This window comes from Streptacidiphilus jeojiense (genome assembly GCF_000719095.1).
In the GTDB taxonomy this organism is placed as follows: domain Bacteria; phylum Actinomycetota; class Actinomycetes; order Streptomycetales; family Streptomycetaceae; genus Streptacidiphilus; species Streptacidiphilus jeojiensis.
The window spans coordinates 57,852-74,089 of the sequence record NZ_JOEH01000019.1 but is presented as its reverse complement, the minus strand read 5'-3'; the positions used below and the strand labels follow the sequence as shown (position 1 = coordinate 74,089).

Annotated in this window: 14 protein-coding genes; 4 read left to right on the top strand and 10 right to left on the bottom strand. The window is 72.9% G+C overall.

From position 1 onward, the window contains the following. Positions 1–6 precede the first annotated feature (6 nt). On the top strand, positions 7–1,326 hold the full coding sequence (locus IF29_RS0124525) for an alpha-amylase family protein (RefSeq protein WP_030258871.1): 1,320 nt from the start codon (positions 7–9) through the stop codon (positions 1,324–1,326). Here the strand turns inward: IF29_RS0124525 and IF29_RS0124520 are convergent. The 8 genes from IF29_RS0124520 to IF29_RS0124485 all read right to left on the bottom strand — a co-directional run bounded on the left by IF29_RS0124520 (position 1,271) and on the right by IF29_RS0124485 (position 11,069). After that, on the bottom strand, positions 1,271–2,227 hold the full coding sequence (locus tag IF29_RS0124520; protein ID WP_037596454.1) for a nitroreductase family protein: 957 nt from the start codon (positions 2,225–2,227) through the stop codon (positions 1,271–1,273). The two genes, IF29_RS0124525 and IF29_RS0124520, sit on opposite strands and share 56 nt — an antisense overlap. Further along, on the bottom strand, positions 2,224–2,694 hold the full coding sequence (locus IF29_RS0124515; RefSeq protein ID WP_051725875.1) for a hypothetical protein: 471 nt from the start codon (positions 2,692–2,694) through the stop codon (positions 2,224–2,226). Before IF29_RS0124515 ends, IF29_RS0124520 begins: the two co-directional genes overlap by 4 nt. A gap of 5 nt (positions 2,695–2,699) precedes the next feature. After that, the gene (locus tag IF29_RS0124510; protein ID WP_037596452.1) at positions 2,700–4,253 is read right to left on the bottom strand and encodes a phenylacetate--CoA ligase family protein; all 1,554 of its coding nucleotides are present in this window, start codon (positions 4,251–4,253) and stop codon (positions 2,700–2,702) included. 153 nt (positions 4,254–4,406) lie between these two features. Next, on the bottom strand, positions 4,407–6,554 hold the full coding sequence (locus IF29_RS0124505; RefSeq protein WP_030258862.1) for a 3-hydroxyacyl-CoA dehydrogenase NAD-binding domain-containing protein: 2,148 nt from the start codon (positions 6,552–6,554) through the stop codon (positions 4,407–4,409). Next, positions 6,554–7,774 (bottom strand): thiolase family protein, encoded by a 1,221-nt coding sequence (locus IF29_RS0124500; protein WP_030258859.1) that lies wholly within the window; start codon positions 7,772–7,774, stop codon positions 6,554–6,556. Before IF29_RS0124500 ends, IF29_RS0124505 begins: the two co-directional genes overlap by 1 nt. A 224-nt stretch (positions 7,775–7,998) precedes the next feature. Then, the gene (locus IF29_RS0124495) at positions 7,999–9,333 is read right to left on the bottom strand and encodes a ribonuclease D (RefSeq protein ID WP_051725873.1); all 1,335 of its coding nucleotides are present in this window, start codon (positions 9,331–9,333) and stop codon (positions 7,999–8,001) included. Positions 9,334–9,462: 129 nt separating this feature from the next. Next, complete coding sequence (locus tag IF29_RS0124490; RefSeq protein ID WP_030258853.1) at positions 9,463–10,188, bottom strand: response regulator transcription factor; 726 nt, start codon at positions 10,186–10,188, stop codon at positions 9,463–9,465. Between the two features lie 230 nt (positions 10,189–10,418). Beyond that, positions 10,419–11,069, bottom strand: a complete 651-nt coding sequence (locus tag IF29_RS0124485) for a DUF3000 domain-containing protein (RefSeq protein WP_030258851.1) — start codon at positions 11,067–11,069, stop codon at positions 10,419–10,421. A 115-nt stretch (positions 11,070–11,184) separates the two neighbouring features. Between IF29_RS0124485 and hemE the strand changes: the two genes are divergently transcribed. Continuing rightward, on the top strand, positions 11,185–12,249 hold the full coding sequence (hemE, locus tag IF29_RS0124480; protein WP_030258849.1) for a uroporphyrinogen decarboxylase: 1,065 nt from the start codon (positions 11,185–11,187) through the stop codon (positions 12,247–12,249). Positions 12,250–12,373: 124 nt separating this feature from the next. Here the strand turns inward: hemE and IF29_RS0124475 are convergent, their stop codons facing one another. Further along, positions 12,374–13,459 (bottom strand): DUF4349 domain-containing protein, encoded by a 1,086-nt coding sequence (locus IF29_RS0124475; protein ID WP_198037547.1) that lies wholly within the window; start codon positions 13,457–13,459, stop codon positions 12,374–12,376. Positions 13,460–13,605: 146 nt separating this feature from the next. On the opposite strand from IF29_RS0124475, the gene hemG reads away from it, so the two are divergent. Together hemG and hemQ are read left to right on the top strand one after the other, a co-directional pair. Then, on the top strand, positions 13,606–15,039 hold the full coding sequence (gene hemG / locus IF29_RS0124470) for a protoporphyrinogen oxidase (protein WP_030258845.1): 1,434 nt from the start codon (positions 13,606–13,608) through the stop codon (positions 15,037–15,039). Beyond that, positions 15,036–15,740 (top strand): hydrogen peroxide-dependent heme synthase, encoded by a 705-nt coding sequence (hemQ, locus tag IF29_RS0124465; RefSeq protein ID WP_030258842.1) that lies wholly within the window; start codon positions 15,036–15,038, stop codon positions 15,738–15,740. Before hemG ends, hemQ begins: the two co-directional genes overlap by 4 nt. Positions 15,741–15,796: 56 nt before the next feature. Here the strand turns inward: hemQ and IF29_RS0124460 are convergent, their stop codons facing one another. Beyond that, entirely contained in the window at positions 15,797–16,183 is a 387-nt protein-coding gene (locus IF29_RS0124460; RefSeq protein WP_030258839.1) for a hypothetical protein, read from the bottom strand. Positions 16,184–16,238: the final 55 nt, after the last annotated feature.

Below are 16,238 nucleotides of genomic sequence, written 5' to 3'. Positions count from 1 at the left end.
CCCGCCATGCGCTGGTCCGAGCACGCCATCTGGTGGCAGGTCTATCCGCTGGGCTTCACCGGGGCCGAACCGCAGGCGCTGCCGCCCGACGCGCCGCCGGTGCACCGCCTGTCCCACATCGCCGACTGGCTGGACCACCTGGTCGGGCTCGGCTGCAACGGCCTGGCGCTCGGGCCGGTCTTCGCCTCGGAGACGCACGGTTACGACACCGTTGACCATCTGCGGATCGACACCCGGCTGGGCACCGAGGAGGATCTGCGCCGGCTGGTCGACCAGGCCGCGGAGCGCGGGGTGCGGATCGTCCTCGACGGCGTGTTCAACCACGTCGGCCGGGGCTTCCCGGCCTTCGCCGACGTGGACGCCCGCGGCCGGGACTCCCGGTACGCCACCTGGTTCACCGTCGACCCGGCCACCGGCGACTACCGCACCTTCGAGGGGCACCACCGGCTGGTCGCGCTCAACCACGAGGAACCCGCCGTCGCCGACCACGTGGTGGAGGTGATGTGCCACTGGCTGGAGCTCGGCATCGCCGGCTGGCGCCTGGACGCCGCCTACACCGTCCCGCAGGCGTTCTGGCGCACCGTCACCGACCGGGTCAGGGCCCGCTTCCCGGACGTCTGGTTCGTCGGCGAGGTGATCCACGGGGACTACGCGGCCTTCGTGGACAAGGGCGGCCTGGACTCGGTCACCCAGTACGAGCTCTGGAAGGCGCTGTGGAGCTCCTGCAACGACCGCAACCTCTACGAGCTGGCCTGGGCGCTGGACCGGCACAACGCGCTGCTGGACGCCTTCGTCCCGATGACCTTCCTCGGCAACCACGACGTGACCCGGATCGCCAGCAGGCTGGCCGACGAACGGCACCTGGCACCGACCCTCGCCGTGCTGCTCACCCTCGGCGGCCACCCGTCCGTCTACTCGGGCGACGAGCAGGCGTTCCGCGGGGTCAAGGAGGAGCGGGTGGGCGGGGACGACGCGGTCCGTCCGGCCTTCCCGCCCCTGCCGAGCGGCTTGGCCCCGTACGGCGCCGCGCACCAGCGGCTGCACCAGCAGCTGATCGGCCTGCGCCGGCGCCACCCCTGGCTGACCCGGGCCCGCAGCACGGTCCGGCTGCTGACCAACACCACCCTGGTCTACACCCTGAGCGACGGGCGGCAGAGCCTCGCGGTGGCGCTCAGCCTGGGGGAGGACCCGGTCCGGCTGCCGCTCCCCGACGGCGACTGGCGGCATGCCGTCGGACCCGGCAGCGTTGACCGGGGCGAGGCCGAACTGCCTACGGCCGGCTGGCTGGTGGCGACGGCAGCCGGGCCGATCGCGGAGGCGGGCTGACCGGGTGCCCGGCCCGGAACACCGCGAGCGGCCGGGCGCCGACACGGCGGCGCAGCTCGCGCTCGGTCTCCGGGCAGTCGATCAGCTGGCTGAGCGGATGCACCGAAATGCCCTGGGCCGCCAGCGCGTACCAGACCCGCAGCAGCTCGCGTCCGGCCCCGACCATGGACTCCGCCGTCTCCGGGCTGCCGCTGAGGACCAGCACGCTGCCCTCGCCGCGCAGCAGCCCGGACTGGGTGGACGCCAGCAGCGGCGCCAGCGGCCGGCTGGCCCGCGCGGCCAGGACGGCGCGCAGGCCGACCGCCTCGGCCCGCGACATCGCCAGTGCCTGGTAGGTCAACCCGTCCTGGTAGTACCGGGGGTGACGTGGAGTCAGCCGCAGCCAGTCGCGCAGCTCGGCGGCGACCCCGGGGGCGGACCAGAGCCTGCGGTCGGCCCGGACCGCGAGCCCGGCCAACTCCTGGGCGGGCAGCTCGGTCAGCCCCGTGGTGGTCAGTTGGAGCCCGGCTCTGGCGATTTGCTCCGGGTCGAGCCGCCCGGCCCGGTGCCCGCCCCGGGCGCAGGCACGTCCGGCGATGTCGGCGGCGGTGAAGTCGGTGGCATGGGGGGAGTCCGCGGGGAGCAGCCGGGCCACGGTGCGGGCCGCCTCGTCGACCTCGATCTCGGCGCGGGCGTTGAGCCCGGCGTCAGTGGCGGCGATCAGCCAGGTCTCGACGTAGCCGCCGAGGCAGAGGTAGAGGTCCCGGCGGGTGGGGTCGCCGACCGGCAGCGAGCGGGTCGGGTCCCAGCCGATCGTCAGCGAGTCCTGGCCGTAGCCGACCGTCCAGGGCTGGGCGTTGTGCGGGCTCGGCGCCCGGGCGGCCAGCGGTGCCAGCGCGTGGAGGTCCTCGGCCCAGGTCATGACGGCTTCCACAGGTGCTTCACCGGTCGGGCGGGCAGGCCGCGTTCGGTCTCGGTGCTGAGCGGCGCGAAGGTGTCGACATGGCCGAGCGCACCGTCCTCGGCGCGCCAGACGCCGTTGGTGTAGCCGTGCGCGTCAGCCGTGTAGATCCGGATCCACCCGGCGGTCGCCCGTCCGGTTCCCTCGTCGGTGAGCCAGCACATCAGCCGGGCATGGGCGTTGCTGCGGGCGAACTTCAGCAGTTCGTCGCGGTCGGTGAAGAAGGCGATGGTGCCCAGGGTGAAGGGCGCGCGCCAGTAGACCTTGTGCCAGACGTAGCCCTTCATCCGCTTCATCTCGCGGACCATCCGCAGCCAGCCGGGGCCGAGGGCGAGGATCGCCCTGGGGCCGGAGTAGCGGGTCGCCCCCACGAACATCGCACCGGCCCGTGCGGGCGCCGGCGCGAGCGAGAAGTCGTCACTGCGCATCCGGCTCAACCCTCCTTGACCAGATAGCTGTTCTTGATGCCGGTGCTGCCCGCGAAGGGCCCGGTGCCGTGCGGGTGGATGCATACCGCGATCTCGGACGCCGAGGCGTCCTCGGCTATCGACTGGGCGAAGTCCCGGCTGCAGGAGGCGAGATGGCGCAGCACCCCGGCCCGGCAGGCCTCGGCCAGCTGCTCCCGCTCCGGCTCCGTCTCCGCCGTCCCCGGCCGCAGCTGGACGTGGACCACGGGACGGGACTCCAGGTCGGCGCCCTCCTCCAGCCCCAGCGCGAAGCCCTCGACGGCACCGGCCAGCGGGTTGCCCTCGTAGAGGCCGTACTCGACGTCCTGCGGGTAGATGTTGGCGCCCATGTAGGAGACGGTCGAGTCGGCCCGCCCGTAGAGGAACAGCAGCGGCAGCTGCATCTTCTCGCGCAGATGGGTCCGGGTGGCCTCGGCCAGCAGCTCGGGCCGGTCGACCGCGAGCGCGGCGATCCGCTCCCAGGCCTCGGGGAAGCTCAGCAGGGTGCCCTCGTCGCCGATGTTGTAGCGCAGCTTGGGGGCCATCACGGCGGTCGAGTTGATGGTGCAGAGGATCTCCCCGGTGCGGCCCTCGCCGGTGGTCTCCAGATAGGTCTCCAGCGGGTTGTACTGGAACACCATGGGCAGCCGCTGCTCGTCCGTGGTGAGGAAGGCCTCGCGGAACGCGGCGTCCTCGCGGATCCGACGGCGCAGCCAGACGCTGAAGGTGGTCTCGCCGCCCATGCCGATCGTCAGGTCCGAGGCCCCGTACCCGGAGCGGACCTTGGCGAACACATCGCCGACGTAGTCGCGCAGCGCCTCGGTCATCCCCTCGCCGCCGACCATGGCCGCCATCCGGTAGCCGGCGAACCAGGTCTCCCCGGCCAGCCGGTCCCGCAGGTGCTTCAGGAACGGGGGGTAGGCGGTGACCAGGTAGTCGTAGCGCGGGCCGAAGTGGCGCAGGGTGTCGACGATCTTGTCGAGGTCGGGACCGGTGTTCTTGACGGTGGCGATCCGCGCCATCGCGATCCCGGTGTTGGTGCCGGTGGCCCAGGCGCCCATCGAGTAGGCATTGATCACGAACAGCCGCCGGGAGGGGAACACCAGCGAGGTGTACCCGGCCACGTTGCGGTGCACCGTGTTCAGCTCACGCCGGCTGCGCACCCAGTTGTACGGGGTCCCGGACGACCCCGAGGACTCGTCCACCACACTGCCCGCGACCTCGACCCGGCCCTTCCAGCAGCGGGCGTCCTCCGGGTACGCCTTGACGTACCCCACCTTGTCGGTGGGCGGGTACGAGGCCAGTGAGAACCAGCGGAACCGCCAGCCCCCGCGCTCCAGGTGCTCCTGGTAGGCGGGTACGTCCAAGGCGGCGAACTGGCAGGTCATCCAGGCGTGCAGGCGGGCGAAGTCGCCCATCCACGGCCGGTAGTTGCGCGCCATCGCGCGCCAGACCGCGGGGTGCGAGCGGTACACCCGGTACATCCCGGTCAGCCCGAAACTCAGGATGCGGAGCATCCACTGGCGCAGAAAGGTCCCCATGCACCAAGGTTGACGATCCATCAGCGCCCGAGTAAGCGTACGGATACTCAATCCGCCCTGAGTAACCACAGCCAGGGGCGCGGGGAACTGCGCTGCCAACCATGCACCTTCGTAGAGGGCTGGTCGCGCAGTTCCCCGCGCCCCTAAAAGCAACTACGCGGGAACGCTGGCGATCCCGGGAGCCAGGAACGGCTTGCCGTTGACCCGCTCGGAGACGCCCGACCGGTCCAGGTAGGGAGTGATCCCGCCCAGGTGGAAGGGCCAGCCCGCGCCGGTGATCAGGCACAGGTCGATGTCCTGCGCCTCGGCCACCACGCCCTCGTCCAGCATCAGCGCGATCTCCTGCGCCACCGCGGTGAGCGCCCGGTCGAGCACCTGCTCGGGCGTCAGCACCACGTCGCCGACCTGCAGCAGCGCTGCGACCTCGGGGTCGATCTCCTGCTGCCCGGAGGCCCAGGTGTAGAACCCGCGCTTGCCGGCTGCGACGACCCGACGCAGGTTCTCGGAGACGGTGAACCGCTCCGGGAACGCCCCGTGCAGCGTCTCCGAGACGTGCAGCGCGATGGCCGGGCCGACCAGCTCGATCAGCACGATCGGCGACATCGGGAGCCCCAGCGGCTCCACGCCCTTCTCGATCGTGTCGATCGGGGTGCCCTCGTCGATGACCGTCTGGATCTCGCCCATGAAGCGGGTGAGGATGCGGTTGACCACGAACGCCGGGGCGTCCTTGACCAGCACGCCGGTCTTCTTCAGCTTCTTGGCCACGCCGAACGCGGTGGCCAGCGAGGCGTCGTCGGTGCTCTCGCCCCGGACGATCTCCAGCAGCGGCAGCACCGCGACCGGGTTGAAGAAGTGGAAGCCGACGACCCGCTCGGGGTGCTCCAGCTTGGCGGCCATCTCGGTGACCGACAGCGAGGAGGTGTTGGTCGCCAGGATGCAGGTCGGCGAGACCACGGCCTCGACGTCCGCGAACACCTGCTGCTTGACGCCCAGCTCCTCGAACACCGCCTCGATCACGAAGTCCGCGTCGCCGAAGGCGGCGGCCTTGTCCAGCGAGCCGGTGACCAGGCCCTTGAGCCGGTTGGCGCCGTCCTGGTTGAGCCGGCCCTTGGCCTGCAGCTTGTCGATCTCGCCGTGGACGTAGCCCACGCCCTTGTCGACCCGCTCCTGGTCGATGTCGGTGAGCACCACCGGCACCTTGAGCTGACGGGCGAACAGCAGCGCCAGCTGCGAGGCCATCAGGCCCGCGCCGACCACGCCGACCTTGGTGACCGGGCGGGCCAGCGACTTGTCCGGCGCGCCGAACGGGCGCTTGCCGCGCTTCTGCACCAGGTTGAAGGCGTAGATGCCGCTGCGCAGCTCGCCGCCCATGATCAGGTCGGCCAGCGCCGCGTCCTCGGCGTCGAAGCCCGCCTGCAGACTGGCAGCGTCCTTGAGGGTGGCATCCTTCGCCGCAGCGATGATGTCCAGCGCCCGGTACGGGGCCGGCGCGGCGCCGTGCACCTTGGAGTCGGCGATGGCGCGGCCGTGCGCGACCGCCGCGTCCCAGGCCTCGCCGCGGTCGATCTCCGGGCGCTCGACGACGGTCTCGCCCTTGAGCACGGTGGCGGCCCAGAGCAGTGACTGCTCCAGGAAGTCGGCCGGGGCGAACACCGCGTCGGCGATGCCCAGGTCGAACACCTGCTTGCCCTTGAGCTGGCGGTTCTGCGAGAGCGAGTTCTCGATGATGACCGTGATCGCCTTGGCCGGGCCGATCAGGTTGGGCAGCAGGGTGCAGCCGCCCCAGCCGGGGACCAGGCCGAGGAAGCACTCCGGCAGCGAGAACGCCGGGACGCCGGTGCTGACGGTGCGGTAGTCGCAGTGCAGGCCGACCTCGACGCCGCCGCCCATCGCCGCGCCGTTGTAGAAGGCGAAGGTCGGCACGGGCAGCGCGGCGATCCGCTTGAAGACGTCGTGGCCGCCCTTGCCGATGGCCAGCGCGTCGCTGTGCTCCTTGAGCACCTCGACGCCCTTGAGGTCGGCGCCGACCGCGAAGATGAACGGCTTGCCGGTGACGCCGACGGCGGCGATCTCGCCGGCCGCGGCCTCGCGCTCGACCTGGTCCAGCGCCTCGCTCAGCTTGGCCAGCGAGCCGGGGCCGAAGGTGGTGGGCTTGGTGTGGTCGAAGCCGTTGTCCAGGGTGATCAGCGCGAACTTGCCCGCGCCGAGCGGCAGGTCGAGGTGGCGGACGTGGGCCGAGGTGACGACCTCGTCCGGGAACAGCTCGTGGGCGCGCTTCAGCAGCGCGGTGGTGTCGCTCATCACTTGCCACCCTCGGTGAAGTTCGGGTTCTCCCAGATGACCGTTCCGCCCATGCCCATGCCGATGCACATGGAGGTCAGGCCGTAGCGGACGTCGGGGCGCTCCTCGAAGCGGCGCGCCAGCTGGGTCATCAGCCGGACGCCGGAGGATGCCAGCGGGTGGCCGTAGGCGATCGCGCCGCCGTAGGGGTTGACCCGCTCGTCGTCGTCGGCGATGCCGAAGTGGTCCAGCATGGAGAGGACCTGGATGGCGAAGGCCTCGTTGATCTCGAACGCGCCGATGTCGGCGATGGTCAGACCGGCCTGGCGCAGCGCCTTCTCGGTCGCCGGGACCGGGCCGATGCCCATGACCTCGGGCTCCACGCCGACGAAGGCGTAGGAGACCATCCGCATCTTGACCGGCAGGCCCAGCTCGCGGGCCACGTCCTCGGCGGCGATCAGCGAGGCGGTGGCGCCGTCGTTGAGTCCGGCCGCGTTGCCCGCGGTGATCCGGCCGTGCGGACGGAACGGGGTCTTCAGACCGGCCAGCATCTCCATGGTGGTGCCCGGGCGCATCGGCTCGTCGACCGTGGCCAGGCCCCAGCCGGTCTCACCGGCCGCCTCATTGGTGCGGCGCACCGCGACCGGGACCAGGTCGGGCTGGATGACGTTGTTGGCGTAGGCCTTGGCGGCCTTCTCCTGGCTGCGGACGGCGTAGGCGTCGCAGCGCTCCTTGGTCAGGTGCGGGAACCGGTCGTGCAGGTTCTCCGCGGTCATGCCCATGAACAGCGCCGACTCGTCGACGACCTTCTCGGACAGGAAGCGGGGGTTGGGGTCCACGCCCTCGCCCATGGGGTGGCGGCCCATGTGCTCGACGCCGCCGGCGATGGCGATGTCGTAGGCGCCGAAGGCGATGCCGCCGGCGACCGAGGTGGCGGCGGTCATCGCGCCGGCGCACATGCGGTCGATGGAGTAGCCGGGCACCGTCTTCGGCAGGCCGGCCAGCAGCGCCGCGCTGCGGCCCAGGGTGAGGCCCTGGTCGCCGATCTGCGTGGTGGCGGCGATGGCCACCTCGTCCACGCGGGCCGGGTCCAGGCTCGGGTTGCGTCGCAGCAGCTCGCGGATGGCCTTGATCACCAGATCGTCGGCGCGGGTCTCCGCGTAGATGCCCTTCGGTCCGGCCTTGCCGAACGGGGTGCGGACGCCGTCGACGAAGACGACGTCCCTCGCGGTACGAGGCACGGTGGCTCTCCTCCCAAGTCCCCATGTGGGGGCCCAAATGACGTAGCGGCCCAGCTGGACCGGTGCGGGGCAGCCGCCGCCCGTGACGGGTCGACGACGTCCCTGGAAGAGATGCTACCTGCTAGTAACTTCGTTTCCCATACCGAACCCGGAGCAGTCCTCCGGCCGCCCTTTCGCAGCCCGTTTGGAGCGCTCCCGCGCTGTGCGTCGACCCGGCGGCCGGCTCAGCCCTGCCCGTTGGCGGAGGCCGCCGGGGGCACCGGGGCGGGGGTGCGGGCCTGCGCGAACGCCTTGGCGAGCACCGGCGCGACCAGCTCCGACTGCCAGCTGCGGGCGCCGTGGCCGCGCAGCGCGGTGGCCACCGCCTCGGCGGTGGCGGGGGAGGGCGGGGACCAGGAGACCCGGCGCACCAGGTCCGGCGAGACCAGGTTCTCCTGCGGGAGGTTCAGCGACTCGGCGAGCGTTCCCACCGCGCTGCGCGCGCCCGCGAGCCGGGCGGCGGCCAGCGGGTCCTTCTCGGCCCAGGAGCGGGGCGGCGGCGGGCCCTCGTGCGGGGCCGACGGCGGCGGGAGCTGGGCCTCGGGGATCGCCCGGGCCGTCTCCACGGCGGCGAACCACTGCTCCAGCGCCCGGCGGTGCACCCGAGGGCCGAAGCCGGGCAGGGCCTGCAGCGCGTGGATGTTGGCCGGCATGGCGAGCGCCGCGGTGACGATGGCGGCGTCGGAGAGGATCCGGCCCGGCGAGATGTCACGGTCCCGGGCCACCCGGTCCCTGGTCTGCCACAGCTCCTTGACGGCGGCCAGCTGCCGGCGGCGGCGCACCTTGTGCACGCCGGAGGTCCGGCGCCAGGGGTCCACCCTGGGCGCGGGGGGACCGGCGGCGGCGATCGCGGCGAACTCCTCCTTGGCCCAGTCCAGCTTCCCCTGGGCGTCCAGCTCCGCCTCCAGCGCGTCCCGCAGGTCCACCAGCACCTCGACGTCCAGTGCCGCGTAGCGCAGCCACGGCTCGGGGAGCGGCCGGGTGGACCAGTCGACGGCGGAGTGGCCCTTCTCCAGGGTGAAGCCCAGCACGCTCTCCACCATCGGCCCCAGGCCGACCCGGGGGAAGCCGGCGATCCGGCCGGCCAGCTCGGTGTCGAACAGCGAGGTCGGCCGCATGCCCAGCTCGGCCAGGCAGGGCAGGTCCTGGGTGGCGGCGTGCAGCACCCACTCGGTGTCCGCCAGGGCCGCGCCCAGCGAGGAGAGGTCGGGACAGCCGACCGGGTCGATCAGGGTGCTGCCGGCGCCCTGGCGGCGCAGTTGCACCAGGTAGGCGCGCTGTCCGTAGCGGTAGCCCGAGGCCCGCTCGGCGTCGATGGCGACCGGCCCGGTCCCGGCCGCGAAGCGGGCCACGACCTCGGCGAGCGCGGCCGCGTCGGCGACCACCGGGGGGATGCCCTCACGAGGTTCCAGCAGCGGAACCGGACCGCCGGCCTCCGGGGTGTCGGCCCCGTCGCCGGCAGCCTGGCTGCCTGTGGCGTCGTCTGTGCTGTCGGTGGTGGCTTCGCGGGCGTCGGTCACGCGCCAAGCCTACGCCCGTGCGCCTTCCCGTCCGCCTGCGCGCACACAGTCGCACACGGTCGCACACGGCTGCGCCTCACCGTAGGAGGGCGGAGGAACGTTCCCTCATACGGTGAGGCGCTGGTCGTACTAGTGGATGATTCCGGTGCGCAGCGCGACCGCGACCATGCCGGCCCGGTCGCCGGTGCCGAGCTTGCGGGCGATCCGGGCGAGGTGGCTCTTGACGGTGAGTGCCGACAGGCCCATGGCGACGCCGATGGCCTTGTTGGACTGCCCCTCGGCGACCAGCCGGAGCACCTCCACCTCGCGGCCGGACAGCTCCCGGTAGGCGGGCGGCGGGGGAGTTCCGGGGGTGCCGGGAGCGGCTCCGGGCGTCCCGCCGGGAGCGCCGCCGGGCATTCCGGGACGGCGCAGGTGGCCGGGCAGGCCGGGACGGCCGCCCAGGCCGGGGGCGCCGGCCATCCCCGGGCGCTGCGGCAGGCCGGTGTTGACCCGGGTGCCGGTGACGACGTACCCCTTCACCCCGCCGGCCAGCGCGCTGCGGACGGCGCCGATGTCGTCGGCCGCGGAGAGGGCCAGGCCGTTGGGCCAGCCCGCGGCGCGGGTCTCGGCGAGGATCGCCAGCCCCGACCCGTCGGGGAGGTGGACGTCGGCGATGCAGATGTCTCGGGGGGTGCCGACCCGGGGGCGGGCCTCGGCGAGTGAGGAAGCCTCGATCACGTCGCGAACGCCCAGGGCCCAGAGGTGCCGGGTGACCGTGCTGCGGACCCGGGGGTCCGCGACGACCACCATGGCGGTGGGCTTGGTCGGACGATAGGCGACCAGGTTTGCGGGGTGCTCGAGAAGAACAGACACCAGGCCTCCTGAGGGATGGCTCGAAGACCCGGTCAGTCGCAGATGGGGTGGGGTCCTCGGGTGGAAAGGGTCACTGACTGCTTCGGCATGATGGTTGCCCGGCTTTAGCGAATGATCACGATTGAGTGAGCGTCAAATCGGGCACTTCGTGCATTTTGACCAACTCGACCGAGCGTAAGTCACCCTAAAGTGATCAAAAGCGGTCGACACGCCGAACGTCTGCCCGAATTTCAGAGCGGGCGGCGGCGCATCGGCATCGGCACCACGCCGCCGGTGGCCGCGGCCGGGCCCGCCGAAGCCGCCGGCAGCGCCGGGGGCAGGCCGGCGCACTGGCACAGCAGCTCGCACCAGGCCCGCAGGTGCTCGGCGAAGCCGCCGCCGGGGAGGTCGTGCGGCAGCGGGGTCCAGGAGGCGCGGATCTCGATCTCGGTGGAGCCCTCGCGTTCGGCCAGGCCGCCGAAGTACTGCGAGGAGCAGCGGGTGACCGTGCCGCTCGGCTCGGTCCAGCGGGCGCCCTGCTGGGACAGCGCGTCCATCAGCCAGGACCAGCCGACCTCGCCCAGCAGCGGGTCCGAGCCCATCTCCGGCTCCAGCTCGGCGCGGCCCATGGACACCAGCCGGAACTCGCCGTTCCAGGCCTCGTGGCCGCCCGGCTCGTGCAGCAGCACCAGCCGCCCGTCCGCCAGCTCCTCCCCGTCCACCTCCACCGTGGCCGTCAGGGCGTAGGCGTAGGAGGCCAGCTTGCGCGGCGCCGGGGTGTCGCCGATGACCACCTCGGGGCGCAGCCGCGTCCCGCGCAGCGCCTCCACGGCCTCGCGGAAGACCGGCGGTACGCCGGGGGTTCCGTCCTCACTCGCTGGGTGCCCGCTGACCGCTGCCATGCCGGAAGAGTAAGACGCGGGCACCTTCGCGTGCGGGAGGCACCACGGGCCGGGCACGGAACCGGGTCGCGCGCGTGCGAGGATTTGTGCCGTGAGCGACAGCGGGAGTGAGACAGTGGCGAAGTCCGGTGCGGTGCAAGACTCCGATGCAGTGAAGGACTCCGCGTTCCTGCGGGCCTGCCGGGGCGAGGAGGTGCCGCACACCCCGGTGTGGTTCATGCGCCAGGCCGGGCGGTCGCTGCCCGAGTACCTGAAGGTCCGCGAGGGCATCGCCATGCTGGACTCCTGCACGATGCCGGAGCTGGTCAAGGAGATCACCCTGCAGCCGGTGCGCCGCCACCAGGTGGACGCCGCGGTCTACTTCAGCGACATCGTGGTGCCGCTCAAGGCCATCGGCGTGGACCTGGACATCAAGCCCGGCATCGGCCCGGTGATCGCCAACCCGATCCGCAGCCGCGCCGACCTGCAGCAGCTGCGGCCGCTGGAGCCCGGGGACGTCAGCTACGTCACCGAGGCCATCGGCCTGCTCACCGCCGAGCTCGGCGCCACCCCGCTGATCGGCTTCGCCGGCGCCCCCTACACGCTGGCCAGCTACCTGGTCGAGGGCGGCCCGTCGAAGAACCACGAGAACACCAAGGCGCTGATGTACGGCGACCCGGAGCTGTGGCAGGAGCTGCTGGACCGGCTCGCCGACATCACCGCCGCCTTCCTCAAGGTGCAGATCGAGGCCGGGGCCTCGGCGGTGCAGCTGTTCGACTCCTGGGTCGGCGCGCTGGCCCCGGACGACTACCGGCGCTCGGTGATGCCGGCCAGCGCCAAGGTGTTCGACGCGGTCGCCGGCTACGGGGTGCCCCGGATCCACTTCGGTGTGGGCACCGGTGAGCTGCTCGGGCTGATGGGCGACGCGGGTGCGGACGTGGTCGGCGTCGACTGGCGGGTCCCGCTGGACGAGGCCGCCCGCCGGGTCGCCCCCGGCAAGGCGCTGCAGGGCAACCTCGACCCGACGGTGCTGTTCGCCCCCGAGGCGGCGATCCGCGCCAAGACCGAGGAGGTGCTGGCGGCGGCCGAGGCGAGCGGACGCGGCCACGTCTTCAACCTCGGCCACGGGGTGCTGCCCAGCACCGACCCCGACACCCTCACCCGCCTGGTCGCCCACGTCCACGAGGCCACCCAGCGCTAGCGCCTCCGGCGGATCTTCGACTGCGGCCCCGCGCCCCCGGGCATGTGCAACTGAGCCAGTTGCAGACCCCTAGGGGCGCGGGGAACTGCGCGACAAGCCAGCTACGGTCCGCAGCCGCAATCGCTCACGAGCCCCCCTGGTGCTCCGGCTCCAGCTCAGACGGCTCCTGCTCGGCGCGAACCGCGTCCCGGGCGTTCTGCCGCCGCCGCGCCACCACCTGCACCAGCCACATCAGCAGGCCGATCGGCACCAGGAACGGCAGCACCGCCGCAAGCGCCACCAGCAGCCAACGGAACGTCAGGTAGAGCGCGTGCCAGCCGCTCTTCAGGGCCGAGAGCGCCGCGCCCCCCGCGCTCCTGCCGTGCGGCGCAGCCGGCGCGGTCGCCTTGGCGTAGAGCTCCAGCGTCACCGTCGACATCGCCGCCTGCGACTCCAGGGCCTGCTGCTGCGCCTCCAGCGACTCCAGGTCGGACTCGCGCTGGGTGAGGTCCTGCTCCAGCGTGGTGACGTCGGCGATGCTCTGCGCCTTGTCGTAGAGCGCCCGCACCCGGTCCACGCTGGCCTGCGCCGACTTCACCCGGCTGTCGATGTCCACCACCTGCTGGGTGACGTCCTGCGCGGTGCGCTGCTGGGCCAGCACCGTGCCCAGGGTCTGCAACTGGCCGAAGACGCTGTCGTAGGAGACGGCCGGAACCCGCAGCACCAGCTGGGCCGACTCGCCGCTGGCGTCGGTGGGCGGGGAGAGCGTCTGCGCCGTCGAACCGGTGCCGCTGCCGGAGGACACCGCGTAGGGGACGTAGGGGATGGTGCCGACGGTGCCGGTCACCTCCGAGTCGACGTAGCCGCCCGCCGACTTCACCAGCGCCTCCGCCCGAGCGGCGGTCGCGTCCACCCCCTCGGTGCGCAGCTGGATCTCACCGGTGTAGATGATGGACCGCGCGGCCTGAGTGGCCTGCAACTGCGCCGAGGACGTGCCGCCGGTGCTCTTTCCACTCCCGCTGCCCGAGCTCGAACCGCTCCCGGCGGCCCCCGCCTGGGCCTGGGGTGCTCCCGCTGCCGCTGCCTTGTTGTTCGCCGCGCTGCCGGCCGCAGCGGAGTTGCTGGTCCCGCTGCTCGCGCTGCACGCCCCGAGCGCCAGCCCGCCGGCCAGTACCACCGCTCCCAGCGCCGTGCCCCGGCGTCTGTTCCGTCCTGTGCGCGTCTGCCCCATGGTCCGGTCCTCCCCCTCTGGCAGGCCCGCCCCGTGGCGGGCCGATTCCACCATTGGACCCGGCGACCCGGCGACAGGTTCCCGGTGCGGGCGTCACATCGAGGTCACGATCGGGGCACCGGAGCGCATGTGCGAGAGTGAAGTCCATGCAGAGCACAGCCCCCCTGCCCCATGTCGTGGTCGTCGGCGGCGGCATCGCCGGTCTCGCCGCCGCCGCGCGGCTGTCCGGCGCCGACGGCTCGCCCCGCAGCGCCCGGGTCACCCTGCTGGAGGCGGGCGACCGCCTCGGCGGCAAGCTCAGGACCGGCGAACTGGCCGGGGTCCCGGTCGACCTCGGCGCCGAGTCGATGCTGGCCCGCCGCCCCGAGGCGGTCGCCCTGGCCCGCGCGGTCGGCCTGGGCGACGCCCTGCAGCCGCCGGCCACCGCCAAGGCCGCCATCTGGACCCGCGGCGCGCTGCGCCCGATGCCCGCCGGACAGGTGATGGGCGTGCCCGGGGACCTGGACGCGCTGGCTGCCTCCGGGGTGGTCTCGCCCGAGGGCCTGGCCAGGATCGGCGAGGACCTGGACCCCGACCGCCCGGCCACCGAGGTCGGCGACGACGTCGCGGTGGGCGCCTACATCGCCGACCGGCTCGGTCGCGAGGTGGTCGACCGGCTGGTCGAGCCGCTGCTCGGCGGGGTCTACGCCGGCCACGCCGACGCACTGTCGCTGCGCGCCGCGGTCCCGCAGCTGCTGGCCACCGCGCGGGGCGGCGGTTCGCTGGTCCAGGGCGTGCGGGCGCTACAGGCCGCCACCCCGGCCAACCCGGCCCCGGTCTTCCAGGGCATCGACGGCGGCATCGGCCGGCTCCCGGTCGCGGTCGCGGAGGCCTGCCGCGCCGCCGGGGTCGAGCTGCGGCTCGGCGCCGAGGCGCGCTCGCTGCGCCGTACCCCCGACGGATGGCAACTGCAGGTGGGGGAGGAGCTGTTGGAGGCCGACGCGGTGGTCCTCGCGGTGCCGGCCCCGGCCGCGGCGCGGCTGCTGGCCGTCGAGGCCCCAGCCGCCTCGGCCGGGCTGGCCGCCGTCGAGTACGCCGGAATGGCACTGGTCACCCTCGCCTTCCACCGCTCCGAGCTGGGCGCGCTGTCCGGCAGCGGCTTCCTGGTGCCGCCGGTGGACGGGCGCTCGATCAAGGCGTCCACCTTCTCCAGCAACAAGTGGCGCTGGTTGGCCGAGGCCGCCCCCGACACCTTCGTGCTGCGCACCTCGGTCGGCCGCCACAACGAGGAGCAGGACCTCGACCTGGACGACTCCGAGCTGGTCGCCCGCTCGCTGCGGGACCTCGCCGAGGCAGCCGGGATCACCGCCGTCCCGTTCGCGAGCACGGTCACCCGCTGGCGCGCCGGGCTGCCGCAGTACCCGGTCGGGCACCTGGACCGGGTGGACCTGATCGAGAAGCAGGTCGCCGAACTCCCGGGCCTGGCCCTGTGCGGGGCGGCCTACCAGGGCGTCGGCATCCCCGCCTGCATCGCCGGCGGCTGGCGGGCGGCAACCCTGGTGCAGGGGGCGCTCGCCCGGGAAGGGACAATGGGCGCATGACGGAAAGCAGTGAGAACAAGCCGAAGGCACGCGACCTCAACAAGGTCATCCGGTACACCCTGTGGTCGGTCTTCCGGCTCAAGGACGTGCTGCCGGACGACCGCAGCGCCCACGCGGCCGAGGTCGAGGAGCTGTTCGCGCAGCTCGCCGAGAAGGACGTCACCGTCCGCGGCACCTACGACGTCTCCGGGCTGCGTGCCGACGCCGACCTGATGATCTGGTGGCACGCCGAGGACAGCGACGACCTGCAGGAGGCGTACAACCGCTTCCGCCGCACCCGGCTCGGCCGCGCCCTGGAGCCGGTCTGGTCCAACATGGCGCTGCACCGCCCCGCCGAGTTCAACAAGTCGCACATCCCGGCGTTCCTCGCCGACGAGACCCCGCGCGACTACGTCTGCGTCTACCCCTTCGTCCGCTCCTACGAGTGGTACCTGCTGGAGGACGCCGAGCGCCGCCGGCTGCTGATGGAGCACGGGATGCTGGCCCGCGGCTACCCCGACGTCAGGGCCAACACGGTCGCCTCCTTCGCACTGGGCGACTACGAGTGGCTGCTGGCGTTCGAGGCGAACGACCTCTACCGGATCGTCGACCTGATGCGCGACCTGCGTGCCTCGGAGACCCGGCTGCACGTCCGCGAGGAGGTGCCCTTCTTCACCGGGCGCCGCAAGCCGGTCGCCGAGCTGCTGGCCGGACTGGCCTGAACCGCCGAAGCGCGCCCGGCAACTGACGGAGTATCACCGAGCCGGGCGGCCCGCGGTCAGCGGGTGCCCGAGGCCGATCCCCACCGGTCCCGGCGCGCCGAAACAGCGGGTTCCCGGCCGACCGACGGCCGGTCGGGGACCCGTCGGGCCAGCGCATTGGCGGCGATCATGACGACGGTGCCGGCCGCGCACAGGACCGCCGTGCCCAGCACCGGCGGATTGCGGTCCAGCCCCTGGGTGCCCTGGATGCTGTCGTCGGCCCAGCCGAGCGTCGCCACGGTCCCCAGTGCGAGCGTCAGCAGCAGGGCCCACCCCATCAGCCGGTTGGCGGCGGCGAGTGCGGGCCTCGACCGGCTCCGCCCCCGGACCGCGCATCGCACCAGATTCAACGAGGCCGCCCCCACAGCGGCACCGGAGACGGTGAACGAGACGTCAAGGCTCACCCCGCACCTCCACAAAGGCGGAGGAGCCGGGTCCCCCGCACCCGGCTCCATGGCC

Excerpts from the sequence above, each read along its gene's own strand:
- IF29_RS0124515 (WP_051725875.1), bottom strand. The coding sequence starts at position 2,694 with ATGCGCAGTGACGACTTCTCGCTCGCGCCGGCGCCCGCACGGGCCGGT.
- IF29_RS0124520 (WP_037596454.1), bottom strand. The coding sequence starts at position 2,227 with ATGACCTGGGCCGAGGACCTCCACGCGCTGGCACCGCTGGCCGCCCGG.
- IF29_RS0124485 (WP_030258851.1), bottom strand. The coding sequence starts at position 11,069 with ATGGCAGCGGTCAGCGGGCACCCAGCGAGTGAGGACGGAACCCCCGGC.
- IF29_RS0124505 (WP_030258862.1), bottom strand. The coding sequence starts at position 6,554 with ATGAGCGACACCACCGCGCTGCTGAAGCGCGCCCACGAGCTGTTCCCG.
- hemQ (WP_030258842.1), top strand. The coding sequence starts at position 15,036 with ATGACGGAAAGCAGTGAGAACAAGCCGAAGGCACGCGACCTCAACAAG.
- IF29_RS0124525 (WP_030258871.1), top strand. The coding sequence starts at position 7 with ATGCGCTGGTCCGAGCACGCCATCTGGTGGCAGGTCTATCCGCTGGGC.
- IF29_RS0124475 (WP_198037547.1), bottom strand. The coding sequence starts at position 13,459 with ATGGGGCAGACGCGCACAGGACGGAACAGACGCCGGGGCACGGCGCTG.
- IF29_RS0124510 (WP_037596452.1), bottom strand. The coding sequence starts at position 4,253 with ATGGGGACCTTTCTGCGCCAGTGGATGCTCCGCATCCTGAGTTTCGGG.
- hemG (WP_030258845.1), top strand. The coding sequence starts at position 13,606 with ATGCAGAGCACAGCCCCCCTGCCCCATGTCGTGGTCGTCGGCGGCGGC.